The following is a 20,123-nucleotide window of genomic DNA, read 5'->3' as shown; positions in this document are numbered from 1 at the left end:
GCGGTGAAATTGCAGCTTGTTGCCGTCGGCACCAAAATGCCTGACTGGGTTCAGACCGGTTTTATGGAATACCTGCGTCGGTTTCCCAAAGACATGCCGTTTGAGTTAACGGAAGTCCCTGCGGGGAAACGGGGGAAAAATGCCGACATCAAACGCATTCTGGAAAAAGAAGGCGAAGCGATGCTGGCAGCGACAGGTAAAGGCAACCGCATTGTGACGCTGGATATCCCCGGACAACCCTGGGAAACCCCACAGCTGGCGCAGCAGCTGGAACGCTGGAAGCAGGATGGCCGTGACGTCAGCCTGTTGATTGGCGGACCTGAAGGATTAGCGCCGGCCTGTAAAGCGGCGGCGGAACAAAGCTGGTCTCTCTCAACGTTAACGTTGCCTCATCCGCTGGTGCGCGTGCTGGTTGCAGAGAGCCTCTATCGTGCATGGAGCATTACGACAAATCATCCTTATCATCGTGAATAACCGATAAGCTCACTCCAGACATTACAAGTAGCGGATGAAATTACAAAGCAACGCCTTTCGCGATTACAGCGCCGAACAAAAAGTCTTTGTCCGCAGGGCTTTTATCGCTTTTGTCGGCATCTTACTGCTCTCCTCCGTGCTGGTGGTTAATCTCTATCACCTGCAGATTTTACGTTTCGACGACTACAGTACCCGGTCAAATGAAAACCGCATTAAGCTGGTGCCGGTCGCGCCCAGCCGCGGCATTATTTATGACCGTACCGGCACGCCGCTGGCCCTGAACCGTACGATTTATCAGGCAGAACTGGTGCCGGAAAAGGTCGACGATTTAAAACAAACGCTGCAAAACTTACGCCCGGTGCTCGAACTCACCGATGACGATATTGAGGCGTTTGAAAAAGAGCGTAAGCGCTCACGTCGCTTTACCTCTATCCCGGTAAAAACCGGCCTTAATGAGGTGCAGGTTGCACGCTTTGCCGTGAACCAGTACCGCTTTCCCGGCGTGGAAGTCAAAGGCTACCAGCGCCGCTACTATCCCTTTGGGCAAACCCTGACCCACGTTGTGGGCTACGTATCGAAAATCAACGATCGGGATGTGGCGCGTCTGGACAAAGAAGGTAAATGGCCAAACTATGCGGCTACGCACGATATCGGTAAACTCGGTATCGAAGCCTATTACGAAGACCTGCTTCACGGTAAAACCGGTTATGAAGAGGTTGAGGTAAACAACCGTGGCCGGGTTATTCGTCAGTTGCACGAGCAATCCCCGCAGGCCGGGCGCGATATCTATCTGACCATTGATCTGAAACTGCAGCAGTACATCGAAACGCTGTTAGCCGGCAGTCGTGCCGCAGTGGTGGTCAGCGATCCCCGCACCGGAGAAATTCTGGCCATGGTGTCCACGCCCAGTTACGATCCGAACCTGTTTGTTGACGGAATTTCCAGCAAAGACTATCGCGGATTACTGAGCGATGAAAACCGTCCACTGTATAACCGCGCTATTCAGGCCGCCTATCCGCCAGCCTCAACGGTCAAACCCTATGTCGCCGTTTCCGCGCTCAGCGCAGGCGTTATCAACCGAAATACCAGCCTGTTCGATCCCGGCTGGTGGCAACTGCCCGGCTCTGAAAAACGCTATCGCGACTGGAAAAAGTGGGGCCACGGTCGTCTGAACGTCACCAGATCGCTGGAAGAGTCTGCGGACACCTTCTTTTATCAGGTCGCCTATGACATGGGCATCGATCGCCTGTCGGAGTGGATGACCAAATTCGGCTACGGTGAACGTACGGGCATTGATTTACCCCAGGAGAGCGCGGGTAACATGCCGACGCGTGACTGGAAAATGCGCCGCTTTAAAAAGCCCTGGTATCAGGGTGACACCATTCCTGTTGGTATCGGTCAGGGCTACTGGACGGCAACACCATTGCAGATGAACAAAGCGATGATGATCCTCATCAACGACGGGGTTATCAAAGTGCCGCATATGCTGCGCGCCACGCGCGAAGGCCGCACCCTGGTGCCTTATCGTCAACCGCCTTCCCAGCCGATAGGCGATATCCACTCGGGCTACTGGGAAATTGCCAAAGACGGGATGTATGGCGTGGCCAATCGCCCCAATGGTACGGCTCACAAGAGCTTTGCCGATGCGCCATACAAAATTGCCGCGAAATCGGGTACGGCTCAGGTCTTCGGTCTGAAAGAGAACGAAACCTATAACGCACACAAAATCGCAGAACGCCTGCGTGACCACAAGCTGATGACCGCGTTTGCCCCCTACGATAAACCGCGTGTCGCCGTGACCATGATTCTGGAAAACGGCGGAGCCGGACCCGCCGTAGGCACGGTAATGCGTCAGATACTGGATCACATCATGTTAGGTGACAATAATACTGTCCTGCCGGATGCGGCCCCCACACCGCCAGGCTACGAAGGTGAATAATCATGTCGATGAATGACAGCCCGCAGAAGCGGTCAATATGGATGCGCATGCATATTGATCCGCTATTTATGCTGATTATCCTCGCGCTGCTGACCTTTAGCGCCATTGTTATCTGGAGCGCCAGCGGGCAGGATCCCGGCATGATGGAGCGTAAGCTCGGCCAGATCGCCATGGGGCTGATCATTATGCTGGTGCTGGCCCAGGTCCCGCCCCGGGTATACGAAGGCTGGGCGCCTTACCTGTATATTGTCAGTGTCATCCTGCTCGTCGCCGTGGATGCCTTTGGCCAAATCAGTAAAGGGGCGCAGCGTTGGCTGGACCTGGGTTTTATCCGCTTCCAGCCCTCTGAGATCGCTAAAATCGCCGTTCCTTTAATGGTCGCGCGCTTTATCAACCGCGACGTGTGCCCACCGACCCTGAAAAACACCGCCATCGCTCTGGTGCTGATTTTCCTTCCTACGCTGTTAGTGGCCGCGCAGCCTGACCTCGGAACCTCGATTCTGGTCGCGGCCTCGGGATTATTTGTGCTGTTCCTCTCTGGCATGAGCTGGAAGCTGATTGGTATCGCCGTCCTGTTAGTTGCGGCCTTTATCCCCATATTGTGGTTCTTCCTGATGCATGACTATCAGCGAGACCGCGTGATGATGCTGCTCGATCCCGAAAGCGATCCGCTTGGCGCGGGTTACCACATTATTCAGTCTAAAATCGCTATTGGCTCTGGCGGACTGCGCGGTAAAGGCTGGCTGCATGGGACGCAATCACAGCTGGAGTTCTTACCGGAGCGTCACACCGACTTCATTTTCGCCGTGCTGGCAGAAGAGCTGGGACTGGTGGGCGTGCTGTTGCTGCTGGTGCTGTACCTGCTGTTGATTATGCGTGGACTCATCGTGGCTGCCCGTGCGCAAACCACCTTTGGCCGGGTGATGGCCGGGGGGTTAATGTTGATTTTATTCGTCTATGTTTTCGTTAACATTGGTATGGTTAGTGGTATCTTACCGGTGGTTGGCGTTCCGTTGCCGCTGGTCAGCTACGGCGGCTCGGCGCTTATTGTGCTTATGGCGGGATTTGGCATCGTAATGTCGATCCACACACACCGAAAAATGTTATCTAAAAGTGTTTAAGAGGTCGCAGATGCGTAAGGACTGGCTTGGCGTTGTATTGGCTTCAATGGTTTTAGCTGCATGTTCTACCCAGGAACCGCAACAACAAAGTGCGCCCCCCCAGCCTGCCTATAACGGCCCGGTGGTAGAGATTCCTGGCGTTGAGCCTCGTTATGAGCCGGTCAATCCGTCGACCAATCAGGACTACAGCGTCAACGGTAAAAACTACCGTATCATCAAAAATCCGGCCAACTACAGTGAAGTGGGGCTGGCCGCCTGGTACGGTGAGGAAGCCCAGGGTAATCGTACTGCGACGGGCGAGACCTTTGATCCCGATGCCCTGACGGCTGCCCATCCAACGCTGCCCCTGCCCAGCTACGTTCGCGTGACAAACCTGGCAAACGGCCGCCAGATTGTGGTGCGGGTTAACGATCGCGGCCCGTATACGCCGGGACGCATTATCGATCTGTCCCGTGCGGCAGGTGACCGCCTGAATATCTCCAACAATTCCCGCGTGCGGGTTGATTACATCAGTGTCGCACCGGATGGCACGCTTTCCGGGCCCGGCACCATCGGCACCGTGGTCGCGAAACAGAGCTATGCCCTGCCTGCGCGTCCGGACCTGAACGGTCCGGTCATGAGCAGCCCACAAGGCATGAGCGGTGGCAGTCAACCCATCATGAACGGTAGCAGCCAGCCGCAGACCGCCCCGGCGGCTGAACCCGAGGCTCAGGATATTTCACCCGTCAGCAATGCGACGCTGCAAAGCAATAATGCTATGGGCGCGCCGGTGCAAAGTAGCGGCTTCCTGGGCGCGCCGCAGCCGTTACCCAGCGGCGTGCTGGAAAGCAGTGAGCCCGCTGCCAGCCCCCCTGTCGCAGCCGCGCCTGTTGCCGCTGCGCCGGTTGCGGCCAGTGCCGCCGCATCACCCCGCCAGCCCGCCGCCAGTCAGAGTGCCTCATCCCTTTCAGGCTATGTCGTTCAGGTGAGTGCCATTAATGATGCAGCACGTGCCCGGCAGTTAGTTAACAGTTTACGCCAGCGCTTTGGCGTTCCTGGCGCTGTGGAAAACGCAGGCAATGTGTACCGCGTGCAGCTTGGTGGTTATAAAACCCGTGCAGAAGCCGTGGCCTTACAGCAACGGCTGAGCAGCGAAGGCCAGAGTGCGGCCTTCGTTACCACCGCAGGTCGTTAATCGACAGAGGTTACCGTGACAGGTAACCTCTGCTAACAACTCATTCACTAAGCCGGATGTCTGAAAATCAGGCATTTGTTATGATGAGTGACTTTTTTAAACCTTAAACCCATGGATGTTGTCGTCCCACACATGAACACGCTGAAACCTTCTCGTTTGTTAAAACGCCTGACAGTGGGATCACTGATCGCCTTCTCCCTCAGCCATGCTGCCATCGCTGATGATGTTAATCTCAAGACCATGATTCCCGGCGTACCGGACATTGATGCCGAAGCTTATGTCCTCATCGACTACAATTCAGGCAAAGTGCTGGCAGAGAAAAACGCGGACGCACGCCGCGACCCGGCGAGCCTGACGAAGATGATGACCAGCTACGTCATCGGTCAGGCAGTTAAAGCAGGAAAAATCCACCAGGACGATATCGTTACCGTCGGGCAGGATGCGTGGGCGACCGGTAATCCGGTATTCAAAGGTTCATCCTTAATGTTCCTGAAGCCTGGCGACCGCGTTCCGGTTTCCCAGTTAACGCGCGGTATCGTTCTGCAGTCCGGTAATGATGCCTGTGTGGCGATGGCCGATTATGTCGCCGGGAGTCAGGATGCCTTTGTTGGCCTGATGAACAACTACGTGAAAGCGCTGGGTCTGCAAAACACGCATTTCCAGACCGTTCATGGCCTGGATGCGGAGGGTCAATACAGCTCAGCACGCGACATGGCACTGATTGGCCAGGCGCTGATCCGTGATGTTCCTGAAGAGTACGCGGTTTATAAAGAGAAAGAGTTCACCTTTAACAATATTCGTCAGATGAACCGTAATGGTCTGTTATGGGATACCAGCCTGACCGTTGACGGCATCAAAACCGGTCACACTGCGTCAGCAGGTTATAACCTGGTGGCCTCTGCGACAGAAGGACAGATGCGTTTGATCTCTGCCGTGATGGGCGGTCATACCTTCAAAGGCCGCGAAACGGAAAGTAAAAAGCTGCTGACCTGGGGTTTCCGCTTCTTTGAAACCGTCGCACCGCTGAAAGCCGGGAAAGAGTTTGCCTCTGAGCCCGTGTGGTTTGGTAACAGCGATCGCGTCCAACTGGGCGTTGAAAAAGATGCTTATCTGACCATTCCACGCGGCCGGATGAAAGATCTAAAAGCCAGCTATGTCCTCACCAATACCGAGCTGCATGCGCCACTGAAGAAAAACCAGGTGGTTGGCAGTATCAATTTCCAGCTCGATGGCAAAACTATCGATCAGCGTCCTCTGGTGGTGTTAAATGAAGTCTCTGAAGGCGGCTTCTTCAGTCGTATCGTTGACTATATCAAACTGATGTTCCACCACTGGTTCGGTTAATGGTGCATGGCGGTTGAAAAACCGCCACTCTGTCCCCATTACAGGTTAATATGATGCTCCCGCTTCGGCGGGAGCCTGTTTTTTATGTACCGGAGTGATTATGAAAACCAAACTGAATGAACTGCTCGAATTCCCTACCCCATTTACCTATAAAGTAATGGGGCTGGCACAGCCGGAGCTGGTTGATTTGGTGCTTGAGGTCGTGCAACGCCATGCACCCGGCGATTACAGCCCAGAAGTGAAACCCAGCAGCAAAGGTAACTATCACTCGGTAAACGTCACGATCAATGCCACCCACATTGAGCAGGTCGAAACCCTGTACGAAGAGCTGGGCAAAATTGAAATCGTGCGGATGGTGCTGTAACGCTGTCAACACCGGTCAGCGGGTCAGGCTGCGCAGATAACGCGCTGACCCGTATTTTCTGCCTTACCGACCCAGCCGCTCTGTACTCATCCTCTCATCCCGAAGGCGTTTAACTTCATCGCCGCCAGCGTTATACTCAGCGTCTCCCCTCTTTAACGGATACTCGTTTTGTCTGCAGACACGCTTCTTATTCGCCAGTTTGGGTTATGTGACTGGCAATCGACCTCAGACGCCATGCACCACTATACCGATCAGCGCGATAGCGAAAGCCGGGATGAAGTCTGGCTGGTGGAACATTATCCGGTCTTTACACAGGGCCAGGCGGGAAAAGCCGAGCACCTGCTGATGCCCGGCGATATTCCTGTGGTACAAAGCGATCGTGGGGGGCAGGTGACCTATCACGGGCCAGGACAACAGATCATGTATGTTCTGATTGATGTGAAACGCCGTAAAACCGGCGTGCGTCAGCTGGTGACCGCCTTAGAAGAAACGGTCATTGCCGTACTGGACCGCTTTGGCGTGGCGGCGCGGGCCCGACCCGATGCGCCAGGCGTCTATGTTGGGGATGAAAAAATTTGCTCGCTGGGGCTGCGCATTCGTAAGGGCTGCTCGTTTCACGGGCTGGCATTAAATGTGGCGATGGACCTGTCGCCATTTTTACGGATTAACCCGTGCGGCTATGCCGGAATGCACATGACGCAGCTGCAACACTTCCGGCCTGAAGTCACGTTAGGCGATGTTCAGCCGTTGCTGGCCGAAACCTTTGCCCGCCAGCTGGGTTATCAGCAGGTTGAATGGCATCAGGATGAAAACCCACGCTGAGTTAACGGTGAATGCGTATTTACAAATATGTAACTTATCGGTGGTGTCTTTGGCTGCTTCCTGGCCGTTGAGATGATATAATTTTTGCACTTTTTTCAAATAAAGTTGAAAGCCGCCTTCTCTGATTGAGTGAGACAGCTTTCAAATCGCAATCCGACCGGAACCTGCTGATTTATGAGTAAACCAATTCAGATGGAACGCGGCGTCAAATATCGTGACGCAGACAAAATGGCGCTGATCCCGGTGAAAACCGTGGCCGTCGACCGGCAAGAGATTCTACGCAAGCCGGAGTGGATGAAAATCAAACTGCCGGCGGACTCCAGTCGTATTCAGGGCATTAAAGCCGCAATGCGTAAAAACGGGCTCCACTCCGTTTGTGAGGAAGCCTCCTGCCCTAACCTTGCTGAATGTTTTAATCACGGCACAGCGACCTTTATGATCCTGGGCGCGATCTGTACCCGCCGTTGCCCGTTCTGCGACGTGGCCCACGGTCGTCCTAACGCACCCGATGCAAACGAACCGGGTAAACTCGCCCAGACCATCGCCGACATGGCACTGCGTTATGTGGTTATTACCTCGGTGGATCGCGACGATTTACGTGACGGCGGCGCTCAGCATTTTGCCGACTGTATTACGGCTATCCGGGAAAAAAGCCCCAGCATCAAAATTGAAACGCTGGTGCCTGACTTCCGTGGCCGCATGGATCGTGCGCTTGAAATTCTGACTGCCACACCGCCAGATGTATTTAACCACAACCTCGAGAACGTGCCTCGCGTGTATCGCCAGGTACGGCCGGGCGCAAACTATGAATGGTCACTGAAGCTGCTGGAACGGTTTAAAGAAGCCCATCCCGAGGTACCGACAAAATCCGGTTTAATGGTAGGCCTGGGAGAAACTAACGCTGAAATCGTCGAGGTCATGCGTGACCTGCGTCGTCATGGCGTGACAATGTTAACTCTGGGTCAGTATCTGCAGCCCAGCCGCCACCATTTGCCTGTTCAGCGCTATGTCAGCCCGGCGGAATTTGATGAAATGAAAGAAGAGGCACTGGCGATGGGCTTTACCCATGCTGCCTGCGGTCCTTTTGTCCGTTCGTCTTACCATGCCGACATGCAGGCAAAAGGCCTGGAAGTGAAATAACCGTTCGCCTGCTGGCTGCCTTAAAAAGCAAAAAACCAGATTGCCCGCAATCTGGTTTTTTTATGGCTGTCAGAAATAAAAATTAACACTTTTCTAAAACTGACGCCGCGTTAATCTTTATGAGAAACGCGTTCCGCAGGGGTTTCTTCTGCCGTGGTGCGCGCTGCACTGGTGTCTTCGTCTTTCATGGCCTTTTTAAAGCCTTTGATTGCGGAGCCCAGATCGCCACCCAGAGAACGTAACTTGTTGGTGCCGAAAAGCAGTACGATAAGCGCACCGATAATCAGCAGCTTGGCAATACTGATACCTTCCATATATAACCTTTATAATCTGGCGAATAACGGTAACGCTTATTTAGGCGCAGTTTAGCGCTAACCTCAAGCGTAATCTGTAACAGATTAAGATCGCGCAGCGGCGCCGTCAGGTTTCAGGCCCAATCGGGTAGCGATGATCCCTGCCCCCGGTTAGCGCGTTCCATCCAGTTCGGGCCGGCTAAAACGGCGGTTATCCAGCACCGGCAGCATTGCGCGCGCTGTTGCGATTCTTTGTGGATCGAGCTCGGCAAAAATAAGTGCCTGGGACTCGGCCGCCCGGCTTATCGGTACGCCAAGGGGATCGACCACCATGCTATTGCCAATATTACGCATACCGCACTCGCCTACAGCCACCACATAACAGGTATTTTCCAGCGCGCGCGTGCGGGTAAGTAAATCCCAATGCATCTCTTTTAGCGCCCCTTTGACCCATGCGGAGGGTAAGACCAACACCTCGGCCCCCTCCAGCGCCAGACGCCGCGACAGCTCGGGAAAACGCACATCGTAGCAGGTCATCAGCCCGACTTTCATGCCCGCAACGTCCACCAGCGGCGGAATCTCTTGTCCGGCTTCAACCCGCTTTGATTCCTGCATCGCGAACGCATCGTACAGATGCAGCTTGCGGTATTCTGCCACGATCTTGCCATCACGAATGACCACCAGCACGTTAAACACTTTGCGCTCACTGCCCGGCATATGCATTCCCAGCACGGTAGTCAGCCCATGGCCCTTGCTGGCGCTAAGCAGTTGCGACAGAAACGGCCCGTCAGGCGGCTGAGCGGCTTCCAGTATGAAATCGGGATTAGTGATATCGGTGGCCAGCACCGCTTCTGGCAGAACCAGCAGATCGGCCCCGGCACGGCTGGCCTTGTCCATCATGTCCTGGCAGGTTATGGCGTTTTCCTGCCAGTCACGCTGAACCGCAAATTGCCCTAATGCGACTTTCATCGTGGGTTCTCCCTGAAAGCAGTACTGCCGTGATACAGGCCCTTTGGTAACCTTTCAATGCTCTTACAAAGGCTGAAGGGCTTTCACATGGTAGCGTGGTGATTCAACATAGCCTTCACGGCCATAAAACTGGTTAGCTTTAAGACGTGAAGCATGACAGTGAACTTCCATGCGGTCGCAGCCGTGCTGCGCTGCCAGGGCTTCTGCATGCTGGAGCAGTTTCTGGCCCACACCTTTGCTGCGCTCACCGTCCGCGATGCAAAAATAGCTGATACGGGCAAAATCCCCTGCCAGCGCCAACTGAGGGATAAAATGCAGGGAAAGGAATCCCAGTACATGATTACCCTGTTCTGCGATCAGCAGCTTTTCATTGGGATCCGTCATAAGCTGGGCCAGACGTTGTTCAATAAAATGCTCTGTACCGCCATAACCGAGTTCACTTAACAACGCGCTCAGTACGAAGCTGTCTTTCGCCTGAGCCGGACGAATATCCATCCTGGCACCTCTTTATCTGTTATGCGGAGAGTCAGTTATAACCTGAGACGCGCTAAAATGCTCCCCCTGCGAGTTGTTATGATTATGTTACAAGGATTATCTGTGACTCGCGCCGCAGTTTACTGGCGGTTATCGTGCTGCAGTAGCCTGTCTGGCGCCGTGTGCCAGCGTGATATCGAAAAGCGCGAGAGTGCCTGAGGGCGTGATGTGCAGGAAATGATCCGGGGACGAGGCAGCGGCAGCACTGCAATTGCGCCTTAAAGCCGTTTCATCCTTCAGCCAGAAATGTGACGCATACCGGCATAAAAAAACCCGCCAGAAGGCGGGTTTTTAGAATTCTGACTGTTAACTTACAGACTGATAACGTTAGCAGCAGATGGGCCTTTTGCGCCGTCAGTGATTTCAAACTCTACACGCTGACCTTCAGCCAGAGTTTTGAAGCCATTGCTCTGGATCGCAGAGAAGTGTACGAATACATCTTTGCTGCCATCTTCAGGAGTAATGAAACCGAATCCTTTAGATTCATTAAACCACTTAACGTTACCTTTAATCTTAGACATCTATATTACCTTTACATGAAAAATGGACACTAAACTGTGTCGCCATCTAGTACAGCAATTGCTGAGGGTTTTGTCCAGCCTGATTTGATGAAAAAGTGATAAATATCGCTATTATTTACCCTTTGGTTACTTTTTCACTGGCTCCAGAGCTTAAAACTGCCAGCGCAGCCAGGCAAAATACACGTTACCGTTGTTGTAAGTGCCTGGAATATAAGTCATTTGAAAGTTCAGCGAACCATAACCTATTGACGCCAACGGTAATATGGCCGGAACGGGATAGTATCCCCAGTTATGCCGTGCCGTTACCCCTGCGGTATAGCCCAGACCATAGTGAAAATTTTGATCCTGCAAAGGTCGCCAGGTGGCCTCCCAGCCATAACCGCCAAACGGTTCCCACTTGTTGAAAGAATCTTTGAACGCCATCAGGTAAAGGCCGTGCCAGTTCCCTTTCTCATCGTAACGCGAAACGCCACCACCGGCGCCCCAAGGACGTTCGTTATATCTGTGAATATGCTCTTCATCATACGTCCAGCGGTTGTGCCAGGTGATGGCGGGCACATAAACATCAATTGCATCAGGCTGTTGCCAGGTTTGCTGGACGTTGCCGGTAAAGGTATCCCAGCCTGATTTAATCTCTTGGGAGAGCATAGCGGCCTGGAGGGAAAAAGAAAAAAACAGCGCCAGTAATGGAGCTGATAACATTGTTAAAAGGTACCTGTTCACTTCGGTATTACCTGTCTCTTATTGATTGAACGCAGTGTTCCATGCTGAAAATCAGCAACGGGAAGACCCGCCTGACCCGAAATTTAAAAAAAAATGCTCAGGGTATTCAGCATGTAATTATCATTGACGTAATAAAGCACGAGCAATTTTAGCGCAAAAAAGATGAACCAAGCCCAAACAGCAAGAACTTTCAACATTTCCACTAAGTTCTGTAGTTTTCACAACCAAACTCAACACTTACGCAACATCACGTCGCGCCTTCATACAGGCGCCGAACGGGGCGAGCAGTGATAAACAGCGACTTTTACCATCACACCACCTCAGGTAAACCACATAAAGAATGATTAAGGGTCAGGGTAATGCCAGTAAAAATGCGCTCGCTTAACCAGGTAGCAGGTAGCAGGTAGCAGGTAGCAGGTAGCAGGTAGCAGGTAGCAGGTAGCAGGTAGCAGGTAGCAGGTAGCAGGTAGCAGGTAGCAGGTAGCAGGTAGCAGGTAGCAGGTAGCAGGTAGCAGCATGAAAATCTTACCGGCTCGCGGTGTCAAGAGAAACGCTCGCTGGTCGGGCTGCGGGCACCCGTCAAGATGCCCGTCGAATCAGAAAATCAGTTTGAATACCCCTGTCAGGGTCAACAGTCCCACGATAAAAATAATGGCGATAATCCACAGAATTATTTTCATTTCCTCTCCCTTACCATTAAAAAACATTCCCATAACAGTATAGGCAAAATTCAGCGATGTGCTTTTTGCTTATTGCCTTCTCAACTATGAAAGCAACATTCAGCTTTAATTGTTATTTTCTGTGAGAAGCATCGCATAGCGGCCTTTTTGTCATCCCTGTCGCTTCGTTTTCAGAATCATCTCTGGCTAAAATTTAGGCGGACAGGACAACTCGACGGTTTTGACACTAAAAATGCAAAGCAGGGAGAGAGACCTTATGAGTAGCATTAATACCAGCATGGGCCGCTACAGCCTGAAGGCAAAAGACAGCGGTGAACAAATCAAAGGTTTTTTCGCCATTAATGATGAAGGCGGCACGCAACTTACCCGACAGGAATTTGCGGAGCATTACCTTGATGATGTGGTGAATAACGTGATTTATCCGGTTACCGGAGGTAACCGGGAGATCGCCCGCGCACTGCGAGAACAGATGGTAAAAGCGGGCTTTGAAGCGTCAGATTAACGGCAGGGGCCGCCATGTTTGCGCGGCCCTTTTGTCACGTGCAGGCGCCTTTACACCACGTAAGAAAGTAGCAAGCATCCCACTAAACCACACACTGATATAATCGTTTCCAGTGCTGACCAGGAGCGGATGGTTTCGCCTATCGTCAGGTTGAAATACTCTTTAAACAGCCAGAATCCTGGATCGTTAACGTGTGAAAAAATCACACTGCCCGACCCCACGGCTATCACCATTAATTCAGGACTGGCACCGCTGGTTACAATTAACGGCGCGACAATGCCTCCGGCGGTAATCGCCGCCACGGTTGCCGAGCCAAGCGCGATACGCAGCACAGCAGCAATAGACCAGGCCATAAACAACGGCGACAAATTGGTGGCATGCATCATATTGGCAATGTATTTATCCACGCCGCTGTCCACCAGAACCTGCTTGAAGGCCCCGCCGCCCCCGATAATCAGCAGCATCATGGCAATAATTTTGATGGAATCGCTTAACGTGTCCATCACCTGTTCCATGCTGCGCCCGCGGTTCAGACCAAAGGTGAAGATCGCAATCAGCACGGCAATTAGCGTCGCCATAACAGGATCGCCAAAGAACTCGGCATAAGGCAACAGCGCATGTCCCTTGGGCAGCACCATCTCCGCTACCGCACGCAGTGCCATCAGGATGACCGGAACAAGCGATGTCCAGACGCTGACGCCAAAGCCTGGCATTTCGGTTTCACTAAAGGTTTTGGGGTTGTAGAGCCCTTCAGGGATAGGCTTATCAATGCCTTTGAGGAAACGCGCGTAGACCGGCCCCGCCAGGATAACGGTCGGAATGCCCAGTAAGGTACCAAAAAGCAGGGTTTTTCCCATATCGGCGTTAAACAGCGTCGCTATTGCCGTTGGGCCAGGATGAGGCGGTAAAAAACCATGGGTGACAGACAACGCCGCCGCCATAGGAACGCCAACAAACAGCAGCGGTACCCGTGCAGAAGCCGCAACGCTAAACACCAGCGGCAGCATCAGCACAAAGCCCACTTCGTAGAACAAGGCAAAACCAACGATAAAACCGGTCAGCACCAGCGCCCACTGGATGTGCCTTGTGCCAAATTTATCGATCAATGTGGTGGCGATACGTTGTGCACCACCACAGTCGGCCAGTAATTTACCGAGCATGGCACCAAATCCCATGATCAGCGCCAGTCCGCCCAGCGTCCCGCCGACGCCGTTTTTAATCGAAAGAATGACTTTGTTGACCGGCATGCCCTGCATGATCCCTACCGCCAGGGCGACCAAAATCAGTGCGATAAAGCCGTTGAGTTTAAAGCGAATCATCAGCAGTAACAGTAATGCCACGCCAATCGCCACATAGAGTAATGGCATAATTTTTCTCCACCTGATGCTCTGAATCTTTTCAGTGCCGCTTTGTTATCGTCGTCCCGGAGGACGCGCAAAATTGGGGCGCTGCCATGGTCGTAACATTTTGACAACCCCTGTTACCGATAACATGTTAAGGGTAACATCCGTGTTAAAGCATCACTCCACGTCGTTGAATTTGCGTTTTGCGAAGACGATCAACTTTTGCTCCCCTCGCTATAAGAAAGTTTCGCGGGGCCGATCGCCCGCTTTTCGTTACACTCAGATTTTAGCGAAGATATAAAAGGATGCGCTGGTGAGTGACAATCTGAGTGAGCTGTACAGCAATCAACAAACCCTTTTCGGCCAGGGAAGCCTTAACAAACTGATTCCCCTGTTGGCCGCCCAACCCCAGGCTACCCTGCTCTTTTGCGGCCGTTCGTTCTTACAGGGCGACGCCTATGCCCGAATTAAAACCACGCTGAACGATCACATTGTGGGTTATGAAATTGTGAGCAACGAGGCCTCGCCTGCCGATATTGATGGCTGGGTGGCGCGCTGGCGCGGCCATGTCGATCGGGTTATCGCCGTAGGAGGCGGCAGTGTTCTGGATGCCGCCAAGGCCTTCAGCGCCATGATTCAGCACCCGCTTCCCACCGCCCGCTACCTGGAAAAAGTCGGAGACACGGCAGTCAGCGCCGTTACCTTGCCGCTCATCGCGATTCCCACCACGGCGGGCACCGGCAGTGAGGTCACGCAGAACGCCGTCGTAACTGACCAGCGGGATATCCAGATAAAAGCATCGTTGCGCCATCCGGTGTTCGTGCCACAGGTCGCGATTCTCGATCCTGACTTGCTTAAGGGCGCCCCCGATAAGGTGCTTGCCACCTGTGGAATCGACGCGTTTACCCATTTATTTGAAGCCTATCTTTCCAGCAAGGGCAACCTCTTTACGCGCCAGTTAGCCCTTACCGGACTGCGTCAGTTTATTCAGGGATGGCCTCGGCAAAACCAGCAAGACGAAACCGGCGATCGCGCGCGTGAGGCGATGATGATGGCGTCCTGGTTGGGCGGTGTCAGCCTGAGCAGCGCGGGGCTGGGCGTCATTCACGGCATCGCCGGAGAGCTGGGCGCGATTAAACCCTTCCATCATGGTGAAGTGTGCGGCAGGCTGCTGTTCACGTTTCTGGATCATCTTGCAGACAGCCAGCATGCGCGCCAGCGTCAGCTCATGGATGAAATGCATGCGCAGCTTTTTGACGAGGAGACCGATTCACCCGCGCGCTATCTTAAAGCCTGGCTACAACGCTCAGCCATTATGACGTTCTGGCAGGAGGGGCCAACGTTAAGCCCGTCGGATATCGACTGGATCCTGGCCCGGGCCAACAGTAAAAACAGCCTCGTCAGCTACAGCAAAGATGAGATGCGCGACATGATTACGCGCGCCTGGCCGGTCAGCGCGTAAGCGTAGTGCGGGCGGTGTTTTAGCCCGCACATTCCCCCTGTTCCGCCCCGCTAAAGGGCGTTTCACCTGCAAGCATTTGCTCGATCACCTGTAGCACACCTTCATCATTATTCGCGGGTGCCAGGAAGCGCGCGGCGTCTTTAACCCGCTGCGGCGCATTGCTCATCGCGAAACTGAAACCCGACTGCTGCAGCATCTCGAGATCGTTACCGCCGTCGCCAAAGGCCAGTACCCGATCGTGAGAAATGCCCCAGCGCTGCGCCAGCAGGTTCAGGCCGTTAGCTTTATGCTGACCAGGAACGATTAAGTCAACCGAACCGTGCCCGCTCGATGTTGCCGCCGCCGAACCTTCGTGCAGGCGCTGGATATCCGCCATTAAAGGCTCGACATACTCATCCGACAGATTAAGGGCAAACTTAAGTATCCTGTCGTCGGCAACCTCATCAAGAGAACGAATGGGCCTGAGCCGGTGGCAATAATGCCGCATCTTGACCAGCCACTTCTCATCCATCCCTTCGAAGTAGTAGGCGCTCTCACGTCCGCAGAGCAGATAGCGCAGATCAGGATAGTGGCCATTTTCAAGCGTATCGAGTACCGCATCAATGTCATTACGGCTAAAAGAACCGCAGAACAGTTCTTGATCACGATCGATAATTAACGCGCCGTTTTCTGCGACAAACGCAATCTCACTGGCGATCTCAGGGAAAAATGAGCGGAGTTGATGGTATTGATTGCCGCTGGCCACGACAAATTTGATATGTCGCTGAGTGAGCTGGTGGTAACAGGCGAGGAAACGCGCGCGGTTATACTGCTTTTTGTCATCCAGAAAGGTGCCATCCATATCAACAGCAACCATCTTAACCATGGTCATCAGAACTCCTTAGCCGGTAAACGTTCAGGATTAACTGTCAGAATAGCCTGGTAACGGGCGTTCGGTGCATAAAAAAGGGATGGCATCGGCCATCCCTGTGTCGCTATTGAAACGCGTTATTCAGGATCAGCGAGGTAATAATGCCGGTGGCGGCGGCAATCAAAACATAGTTACCGTCGATGTCGGCCCAGTGCTGACCCGGCGGCGGTTCTCTCAGACCACGCTCACGCCAGTCATCAACCCGATAATCTTCACCGCAGTACTCTCGCGGTACAGGGCCACCACGGCGAAACTCATGACCGCGCCAGGCAAAGCGATCGTGATGATAATCGCGCCGCACATCTGGCGGTGGCGGGCCAGGCCGGTGGCCGGGAGGTCCATCGCGATCCAGGCCTGGCGGGCCATCGCCGTCGGGACCGCGGCCAGGATGATGCCACGGACCGTCTGGGCCGCCAGGCCCCTGTGCCAGCCCAGGGCTGCTGTACATCGTGCTGTATGCTAAAAGGGCGATAATCAAACCTGATTTTATTTTTTTCATGGTACTGCCTCCAGTGGTAACGGCGACTCAGCGCCGTTGCCATTACTATTGTCGTAACTGGAAGAAATAAGAATGACCAAAACTCTTAAAAGTCAGCGCGCTAACAGGCGCGGACGGCGTCTCTCTCTCGTCAGGCACGCTGCATCAGGCGTGAAACACAGATACCTTGCGGAAAATCGTTTGGGGACTCAAACCTGGCGAGGCATCAAAATAAAACCCCGATCCTGAGATCGGGAAGTTATCGTCAAAGCCAGTAAACTGGAAAATGCCCCTTAAGAGAAAAAGGGAGAAGCAAAGCAGACAACACCACATCACAAGTGTCGGGATGAAATAATAACCTCTGGTTAATGACAGTTGGATGAAAAACGGCTCGGATATATTTTACATGCCGGTTTGATCCAATAAGAAATACACCGCTGCACATCGCAAACCTGAAAACGGGTGTTCAGTTTTATCCGTTCAGGCGCGCTTTACGCCTGAACGGATGACCATCAGGGGTAACTCAGCAGCACAGGCGCATCCGGTAATTTTGTAAACCTGCGGATGATTTGATGGTAATCCGCCACCGGATCGAGCTGACTAAACTGCTTTGGATACAAATCTTTTGCCAGAATCTCCATCCCGATAATGTTGTAAGGATGGTTGTAGAAGTGGTGATAGATCCCGTAGGTGCGCCCCTGTTTTACCGGCTCAATCTGCGCTAATCCTGTACGCTTCAACAACGTCGTAAAGGTTGCCGCCACCGCTTTCCTGTCCGATCCGTAACCGAACGGCAGTACATTACTGTTGGAACGTTTTGACCCCGTCATGATGTAAACGTCCGGCTTCATGGCAATGATTTTCTCAAGGGAAACAAAACCTGCGTTACCCGGCAGCAAAGTCGATCCGATATTTTTGCCGCCGACCGCTTCCACCAGTCCACCCCAGCCGCTGTGGCTATGCGTAAAGCAGCAGCTGTCGCTGTTGCCGGCTATCGGTTCGATAAAGACGGTGGGTTTGGTTTTAACCTGGTCAATGCCCTTCTGCAGATTCTGCCAGTGCTGCTGGTAAAAATCGGTGTAGGCCTTCGCCTCGGCTTCACGGTTCAGCACTTTACCCAGCAGCGTAATACCCGGCACGGTGTTTTCTTTAGGATGCAGTTCATAGTCAACAAACACGACCGGGATGTTCAGGCTTTTGAGCGTGGTCAGCACTCCCGACTGCATCAGCGCAGGTTTGGCACGCAACTGCGCAATCATGATATCCGGTTTCTTTGCCAATACGCTTTCGAGGTTCACCTGCCCCTGATCGTTGAAGCCCATATCCACAATCTTCTCAGCCTGCGGCCAGGTTTTCTTCAGCAGCGCCCAGGTTTGCGTATCCTGTTTCTTTGGCAGGTTATTCCATGCCACAACCCGTTTAAAAGGGTTATCCCGGTCCAGCAGCGCCAGCGTCATGATGTCTCGCCCGTCCTGGAGAATGACGTGCTGAGGTTCTTTCTGCAGCGTAATCGTCTGTCCATCCACATCCGTTACGGTCAGAGGATAGGTGGTGGCCGAACAGACCGTTGAGGCCAGCAACGTGGCTGCAAAAATACCGAATTTCATGTTTATTAACCCTGTTGAGAAATAAGAATTATTCTCGTTAACTTTACCATGCTAATTCGTAACAAATATAAACCTTTGTTTAATGAATACGTCTGAACGCTGTCCCAGGTTGGCGCCGTCCCGGCATAACGATCGGACGGCGCCTTGATATCAATGAGAATTACGCCTTAAGCAGCGAATAAAAAATGGCCGAAATGGCGATCAGACCGGCGAGCATCACAAACAAATTACTGAGTTTGCCACTGTATTGACGCATAGCGGGCACCCGCTGGATAGCGTACATCGGCATCAAAAACAGAATTACGGCAATGATCGGGCCGCCCAGCGTTTCAATCATTTTGAGGATATTGGGATCGAGCGTTGCCACCAGCCAGGTTGTCAGCAGCATAAACACGGCCGTCAGACGATTCAGCCTGTCAGGGGCTATCGCTTTGCCCCGGCTACGGAGCGCTTTATTAACCATGCCGTTGAACCCTTCACGTGCGCCCAGATAGTGGCCAAGGAATGACTTGGTGATCGCCACCACGGCTATCAACGGCCCAATCCAGGCGATAAGCGGCGCATTAAAATGGTTGGCAAGGTAGGACAAGATCGAAATGTTTTGCGCTTTAGCGGACTGTAAGTCTTGCGGCGAGAGGCTGAGTACGCAGCTGAAGACAAAGAACATCACGGTAAGCACCATCAAAAGGTGCGCGCAGGCCAGAATCCGGGAGCATTTTCGCTCGGCCTGCTCGCCGTACTCTTGCCGCTTCGCCAGGGCGAACGAGGAGATGATTGGCGAGTGATTAAACGAGAATACCATGACCGGCAGGGCAAGCCACAGCGTCATCCACAGGTTGCGCCCGCTGCCCGTATTGAGGGTTTCCAGTGCGGCCCCGTGCCAGTAAGGAATCAGACAACACGCCATCAGCATCAACACGGCGACAAACGGATAAACCAGGACGCTCATCGCTTTCACAATCATGCTTTTGCCAAAGCGCACCACCGTCATCATGCCGATAATCAATATCAACGACAGGAGCGCACGCGGCGGCGGCACCAGGCCCAGCTGATTCACCATCAGGCTTTCAACGGTATTAGTCATGGCTACGCTGTACATCAGCAAAATAGGGTAAATGGCAAAAAAATAGAGCAGCGTAATCAGTTTGCCCGCCCCTGCGCCAAAATGCTCTTCAACCACGTCGGTGATATCCCCTGCCGGATTGCTGCCAGAGAGGACAAAACGCGTTAAGGCCCGATGGGCAAAGAAGGTCAAGGGAAACGCCAGCACCGCCATAACGATCAAGGGTAACAGTCCCCCCATGCCCGCATTGATCGGCAGAAACAACACGCCCGCACCGATAGCGGTGCCATATAAACCCAGCATCCAGACGGTATCCGTTTTCCGCCAGCCAGTTTCATCATTAACGTGAGGGGTTTCCAGCGTGCGGGTTTGCGAGGTTTTCATCAGATCTTCCAGAATATGCATCAGCCTGAATCAAGGCTTGCAGCGGGTAAAGGGTTGGCGTTTTTCGCCATCAACGCATGTGTGCAACCTGCCAGATTTAGCCCGCCCCGTCAGGACGTAATCGATTGCGCCCCATTTTTTACACTATCTGACGGTAAAAATTCAAGTTAAGCGCCATATCGTGCACCTGTCCGGCAAAAACAGGGGAAAACGTGTGATGACGGCGTTACGGCCTGCCCCGTCCGCCATAGTTTGCGGATACCGCTCTGCTTACCC

20 protein-coding genes are annotated in these 20,123 nt (G+C 53.2%); 10 read left to right on the top strand and 10 right to left on the bottom strand.

Annotated elements, in window-relative coordinates:
- The first annotated feature begins 3 nt into the window (after positions 1 to 3).
- The 8 genes from rlmH to lipA all read left to right on the top strand — a co-directional run bounded on the left by rlmH (position 4) and on the right by lipA (position 8,378).
- Positions 4 to 474 carry a 23S rRNA (pseudouridine(1915)-N(3))-methyltransferase RlmH gene (gene rlmH / locus DFO57_RS00385; RefSeq protein WP_013025014.1) on the top strand — a complete coding sequence of 157 codons (471 nt, stop codon included), beginning with the start codon at positions 4 to 6 and terminating at the stop codon, positions 472 to 474.
- A gap of 34 nt (positions 475 to 508) precedes the next feature.
- Positions 509 to 2,413 carry a peptidoglycan DD-transpeptidase MrdA gene (gene mrdA / locus DFO57_RS00380; RefSeq protein ID WP_013025013.1) on the top strand — a complete coding sequence of 635 codons (1,905 nt, stop codon included), beginning with the start codon at positions 509 to 511 and terminating at the stop codon, positions 2,411 to 2,413.
- An 8-nt stretch (positions 2,414 to 2,421) separates the two neighbouring features.
- Entirely contained in the window at positions 2,422 to 3,534 is a 1,113-nt protein-coding gene (gene mrdB, locus DFO57_RS00375) for a peptidoglycan glycosyltransferase MrdB (RefSeq protein ID WP_024471157.1), read from the top strand.
- 10 nt (positions 3,535 to 3,544) lie between these two features.
- A complete protein-coding gene (gene rlpA / locus DFO57_RS00370; RefSeq protein ID WP_029569790.1) occupies positions 3,545 to 4,708 on the top strand; it encodes an endolytic peptidoglycan transglycosylase RlpA in 1,164 nt (387 codons plus the stop codon).
- A gap of 132 nt (positions 4,709 to 4,840) precedes the next feature.
- A complete protein-coding gene (gene dacA, locus DFO57_RS00365) occupies positions 4,841 to 6,052 on the top strand; it encodes a D-alanyl-D-alanine carboxypeptidase DacA (protein ID WP_019106261.1) in 1,212 nt (403 codons plus the stop codon).
- Positions 6,053 to 6,152: 100 nt separating this feature from the next.
- Positions 6,153 to 6,416 (top strand): DUF493 family protein YbeD, encoded by a 264-nt coding sequence (gene ybeD / locus DFO57_RS00360; protein WP_006118404.1) that lies wholly within the window; start codon positions 6,153 to 6,155, stop codon positions 6,414 to 6,416.
- A gap of 168 nt (positions 6,417 to 6,584) precedes the next feature.
- A complete protein-coding gene (gene lipB, locus DFO57_RS00355; RefSeq protein WP_041930726.1) occupies positions 6,585 to 7,238 on the top strand; it encodes a lipoyl(octanoyl) transferase LipB in 654 nt (217 codons plus the stop codon).
- A 174-nt stretch (positions 7,239 to 7,412) separates the two neighbouring features.
- Positions 7,413 to 8,378, top strand: a complete 966-nt coding sequence (gene lipA, locus DFO57_RS00350; RefSeq protein ID WP_013025007.1) for a lipoyl synthase — start codon at positions 7,413 to 7,415, stop codon at positions 8,376 to 8,378.
- A 110-nt stretch (positions 8,379 to 8,488) separates the two neighbouring features.
- Here the strand turns inward: lipA and tatE are convergent, their stop codons facing one another.
- From tatE to pagP, 5 genes are all read right to left on the bottom strand, one after another.
- Positions 8,489 to 8,692 carry a twin-arginine translocase subunit TatE gene (tatE, locus tag DFO57_RS00345; RefSeq protein ID WP_013025006.1) on the bottom strand — a complete coding sequence of 68 codons (204 nt, stop codon included), beginning with the start codon at positions 8,690 to 8,692 and terminating at the stop codon, positions 8,489 to 8,491.
- Between the two features lie 150 nt (positions 8,693 to 8,842).
- Positions 8,843 to 9,640, bottom strand: a complete 798-nt coding sequence (locus tag DFO57_RS00340; protein ID WP_078828544.1) for a deaminated glutathione amidase — start codon at positions 9,638 to 9,640, stop codon at positions 8,843 to 8,845.
- Positions 9,641 to 9,703: 63 nt separating this feature from the next.
- Complete coding sequence (locus DFO57_RS00335) at positions 9,704 to 10,135, bottom strand: GNAT family N-acetyltransferase (RefSeq protein ID WP_013025004.1); 432 nt, start codon at positions 10,133 to 10,135, stop codon at positions 9,704 to 9,706.
- 350 nt (positions 10,136 to 10,485) lie between these two features.
- Positions 10,486 to 10,695 carry a transcription antiterminator/RNA stability regulator CspE gene (gene cspE, locus DFO57_RS00330; protein WP_006118399.1) on the bottom strand — a complete coding sequence of 70 codons (210 nt, stop codon included), beginning with the start codon at positions 10,693 to 10,695 and terminating at the stop codon, positions 10,486 to 10,488.
- 150 nt (positions 10,696 to 10,845) lie between these two features.
- Complete coding sequence (gene pagP, locus DFO57_RS00325) at positions 10,846 to 11,418, bottom strand: lipid IV(A) palmitoyltransferase PagP (RefSeq protein WP_029568529.1); 573 nt, start codon at positions 11,416 to 11,418, stop codon at positions 10,846 to 10,848.
- Between the two features lie 936 nt (positions 11,419 to 12,354).
- Between pagP and DFO57_RS00310 the strand changes: the two genes are divergently transcribed.
- A complete protein-coding gene (locus DFO57_RS00310; RefSeq protein ID WP_014606320.1) occupies positions 12,355 to 12,600 on the top strand; it encodes a hypothetical protein in 246 nt (81 codons plus the stop codon).
- A gap of 50 nt (positions 12,601 to 12,650) precedes the next feature.
- On the opposite strand, the gene gntT is transcribed toward DFO57_RS00310, so the two are convergent.
- Positions 12,651 to 13,967 (bottom strand): gluconate transporter, encoded by a 1,317-nt coding sequence (gene gntT, locus DFO57_RS00305; protein ID WP_013025000.1) that lies wholly within the window; start codon positions 13,965 to 13,967, stop codon positions 12,651 to 12,653.
- A 289-nt stretch (positions 13,968 to 14,256) separates the two neighbouring features.
- Between gntT and DFO57_RS00300 the strand changes: the two genes are divergently transcribed.
- Positions 14,257 to 15,405: an iron-containing alcohol dehydrogenase gene (locus DFO57_RS00300; protein WP_013024999.1), complete on the top strand. Its 1,149-nt coding sequence runs from the start codon at positions 14,257 to 14,259 to the stop codon at positions 15,403 to 15,405.
- A 19-nt stretch (positions 15,406 to 15,424) separates the two neighbouring features.
- Here the strand turns inward: DFO57_RS00300 and DFO57_RS00295 are convergent, their stop codons facing one another.
- The 4 genes from DFO57_RS00295 to DFO57_RS00280 all read right to left on the bottom strand — a co-directional run bounded on the left by DFO57_RS00295 (position 15,425) and on the right by DFO57_RS00280 (position 19,847).
- Positions 15,425 to 16,276: a Cof-type HAD-IIB family hydrolase gene (locus DFO57_RS00295; protein ID WP_078828543.1), complete on the bottom strand. Its 852-nt coding sequence runs from the start codon at positions 16,274 to 16,276 to the stop codon at positions 15,425 to 15,427.
- A gap of 103 nt (positions 16,277 to 16,379) precedes the next feature.
- Entirely contained in the window at positions 16,380 to 16,814 is a 435-nt protein-coding gene (locus DFO57_RS00290) for an RcnB family protein (protein ID WP_013024997.1), read from the bottom strand.
- A 491-nt stretch (positions 16,815 to 17,305) separates the two neighbouring features.
- Positions 17,306 to 18,400 (bottom strand): ABC transporter substrate-binding protein, encoded by a 1,095-nt coding sequence (locus DFO57_RS00285; RefSeq protein WP_013024996.1) that lies wholly within the window; start codon positions 18,398 to 18,400, stop codon positions 17,306 to 17,308.
- Between the two features lie 160 nt (positions 18,401 to 18,560).
- The gene (locus tag DFO57_RS00280; protein ID WP_078828858.1) at positions 18,561 to 19,847 is read right to left on the bottom strand and encodes an HAAAP family serine/threonine permease; all 1,287 of its coding nucleotides are present in this window, start codon (positions 19,845 to 19,847) and stop codon (positions 18,561 to 18,563) included.
- Positions 19,848 to 20,123: the final 276 nt, after the last annotated feature.

The organism is Pantoea sp. AG702, assembly GCF_003182295.1.
Lineage (GTDB): Bacteria > Pseudomonadota > Gammaproteobacteria > Enterobacterales > Enterobacteriaceae > Pantoea > Pantoea ananatis.
The sequence above is the reverse complement of the archived record's forward strand: the minus strand, read 5'-3'. Positions and strand labels throughout refer to the sequence as shown.

Excerpts from the sequence above, each read along its gene's own strand:
- cspE (WP_006118399.1), bottom strand. The coding sequence starts at position 10,695 with ATGTCTAAGATTAAAGGTAACGTTAAGTGGTTTAATGAATCTAAAGGA.
- rlpA (WP_029569790.1), top strand. The coding sequence starts at position 3,545 with ATGCGTAAGGACTGGCTTGGCGTTGTATTGGCTTCAATGGTTTTAGCT.
- DFO57_RS00295 (WP_078828543.1), bottom strand. The coding sequence starts at position 16,276 with ATGACCATGGTTAAGATGGTTGCTGTTGATATGGATGGCACCTTTCTG.
- DFO57_RS00340 (WP_078828544.1), bottom strand. The coding sequence starts at position 9,640 with ATGAAAGTCGCATTAGGGCAATTTGCGGTTCAGCGTGACTGGCAGGAA.
- ybeD (WP_006118404.1), top strand. The coding sequence starts at position 6,153 with ATGAAAACCAAACTGAATGAACTGCTCGAATTCCCTACCCCATTTACC.
- DFO57_RS00280 (WP_078828858.1), bottom strand. The coding sequence starts at position 19,847 with ATGAAAACCTCGCAAACCCGCACGCTGGAAACCCCTCACGTTAATGAT.
- DFO57_RS00310 (WP_014606320.1), top strand. The coding sequence starts at position 12,355 with ATGAGTAGCATTAATACCAGCATGGGCCGCTACAGCCTGAAGGCAAAA.
- mrdA (WP_013025013.1), top strand. The coding sequence starts at position 509 with ATGAAATTACAAAGCAACGCCTTTCGCGATTACAGCGCCGAACAAAAA.
- DFO57_RS00290 (WP_013024997.1), bottom strand. The coding sequence starts at position 16,814 with ATGAAAAAAATAAAATCAGGTTTGATTATCGCCCTTTTAGCATACAGC.
- mrdB (WP_024471157.1), top strand. The coding sequence starts at position 2,422 with ATGAATGACAGCCCGCAGAAGCGGTCAATATGGATGCGCATGCATATT.
- DFO57_RS00335 (WP_013025004.1), bottom strand. The coding sequence starts at position 10,135 with ATGGATATTCGTCCGGCTCAGGCGAAAGACAGCTTCGTACTGAGCGCG.
- dacA (WP_019106261.1), top strand. The coding sequence starts at position 4,841 with ATGAACACGCTGAAACCTTCTCGTTTGTTAAAACGCCTGACAGTGGGA.
- gntT (WP_013025000.1), bottom strand. The coding sequence starts at position 13,967 with ATGCCATTACTCTATGTGGCGATTGGCGTGGCATTACTGTTACTGCTG.
- tatE (WP_013025006.1), bottom strand. The coding sequence starts at position 8,692 with ATGGAAGGTATCAGTATTGCCAAGCTGCTGATTATCGGTGCGCTTATC.
- lipA (WP_013025007.1), top strand. The coding sequence starts at position 7,413 with ATGAGTAAACCAATTCAGATGGAACGCGGCGTCAAATATCGTGACGCA.
- DFO57_RS00285 (WP_013024996.1), bottom strand. The coding sequence starts at position 18,400 with ATGAAATTCGGTATTTTTGCAGCCACGTTGCTGGCCTCAACGGTCTGT.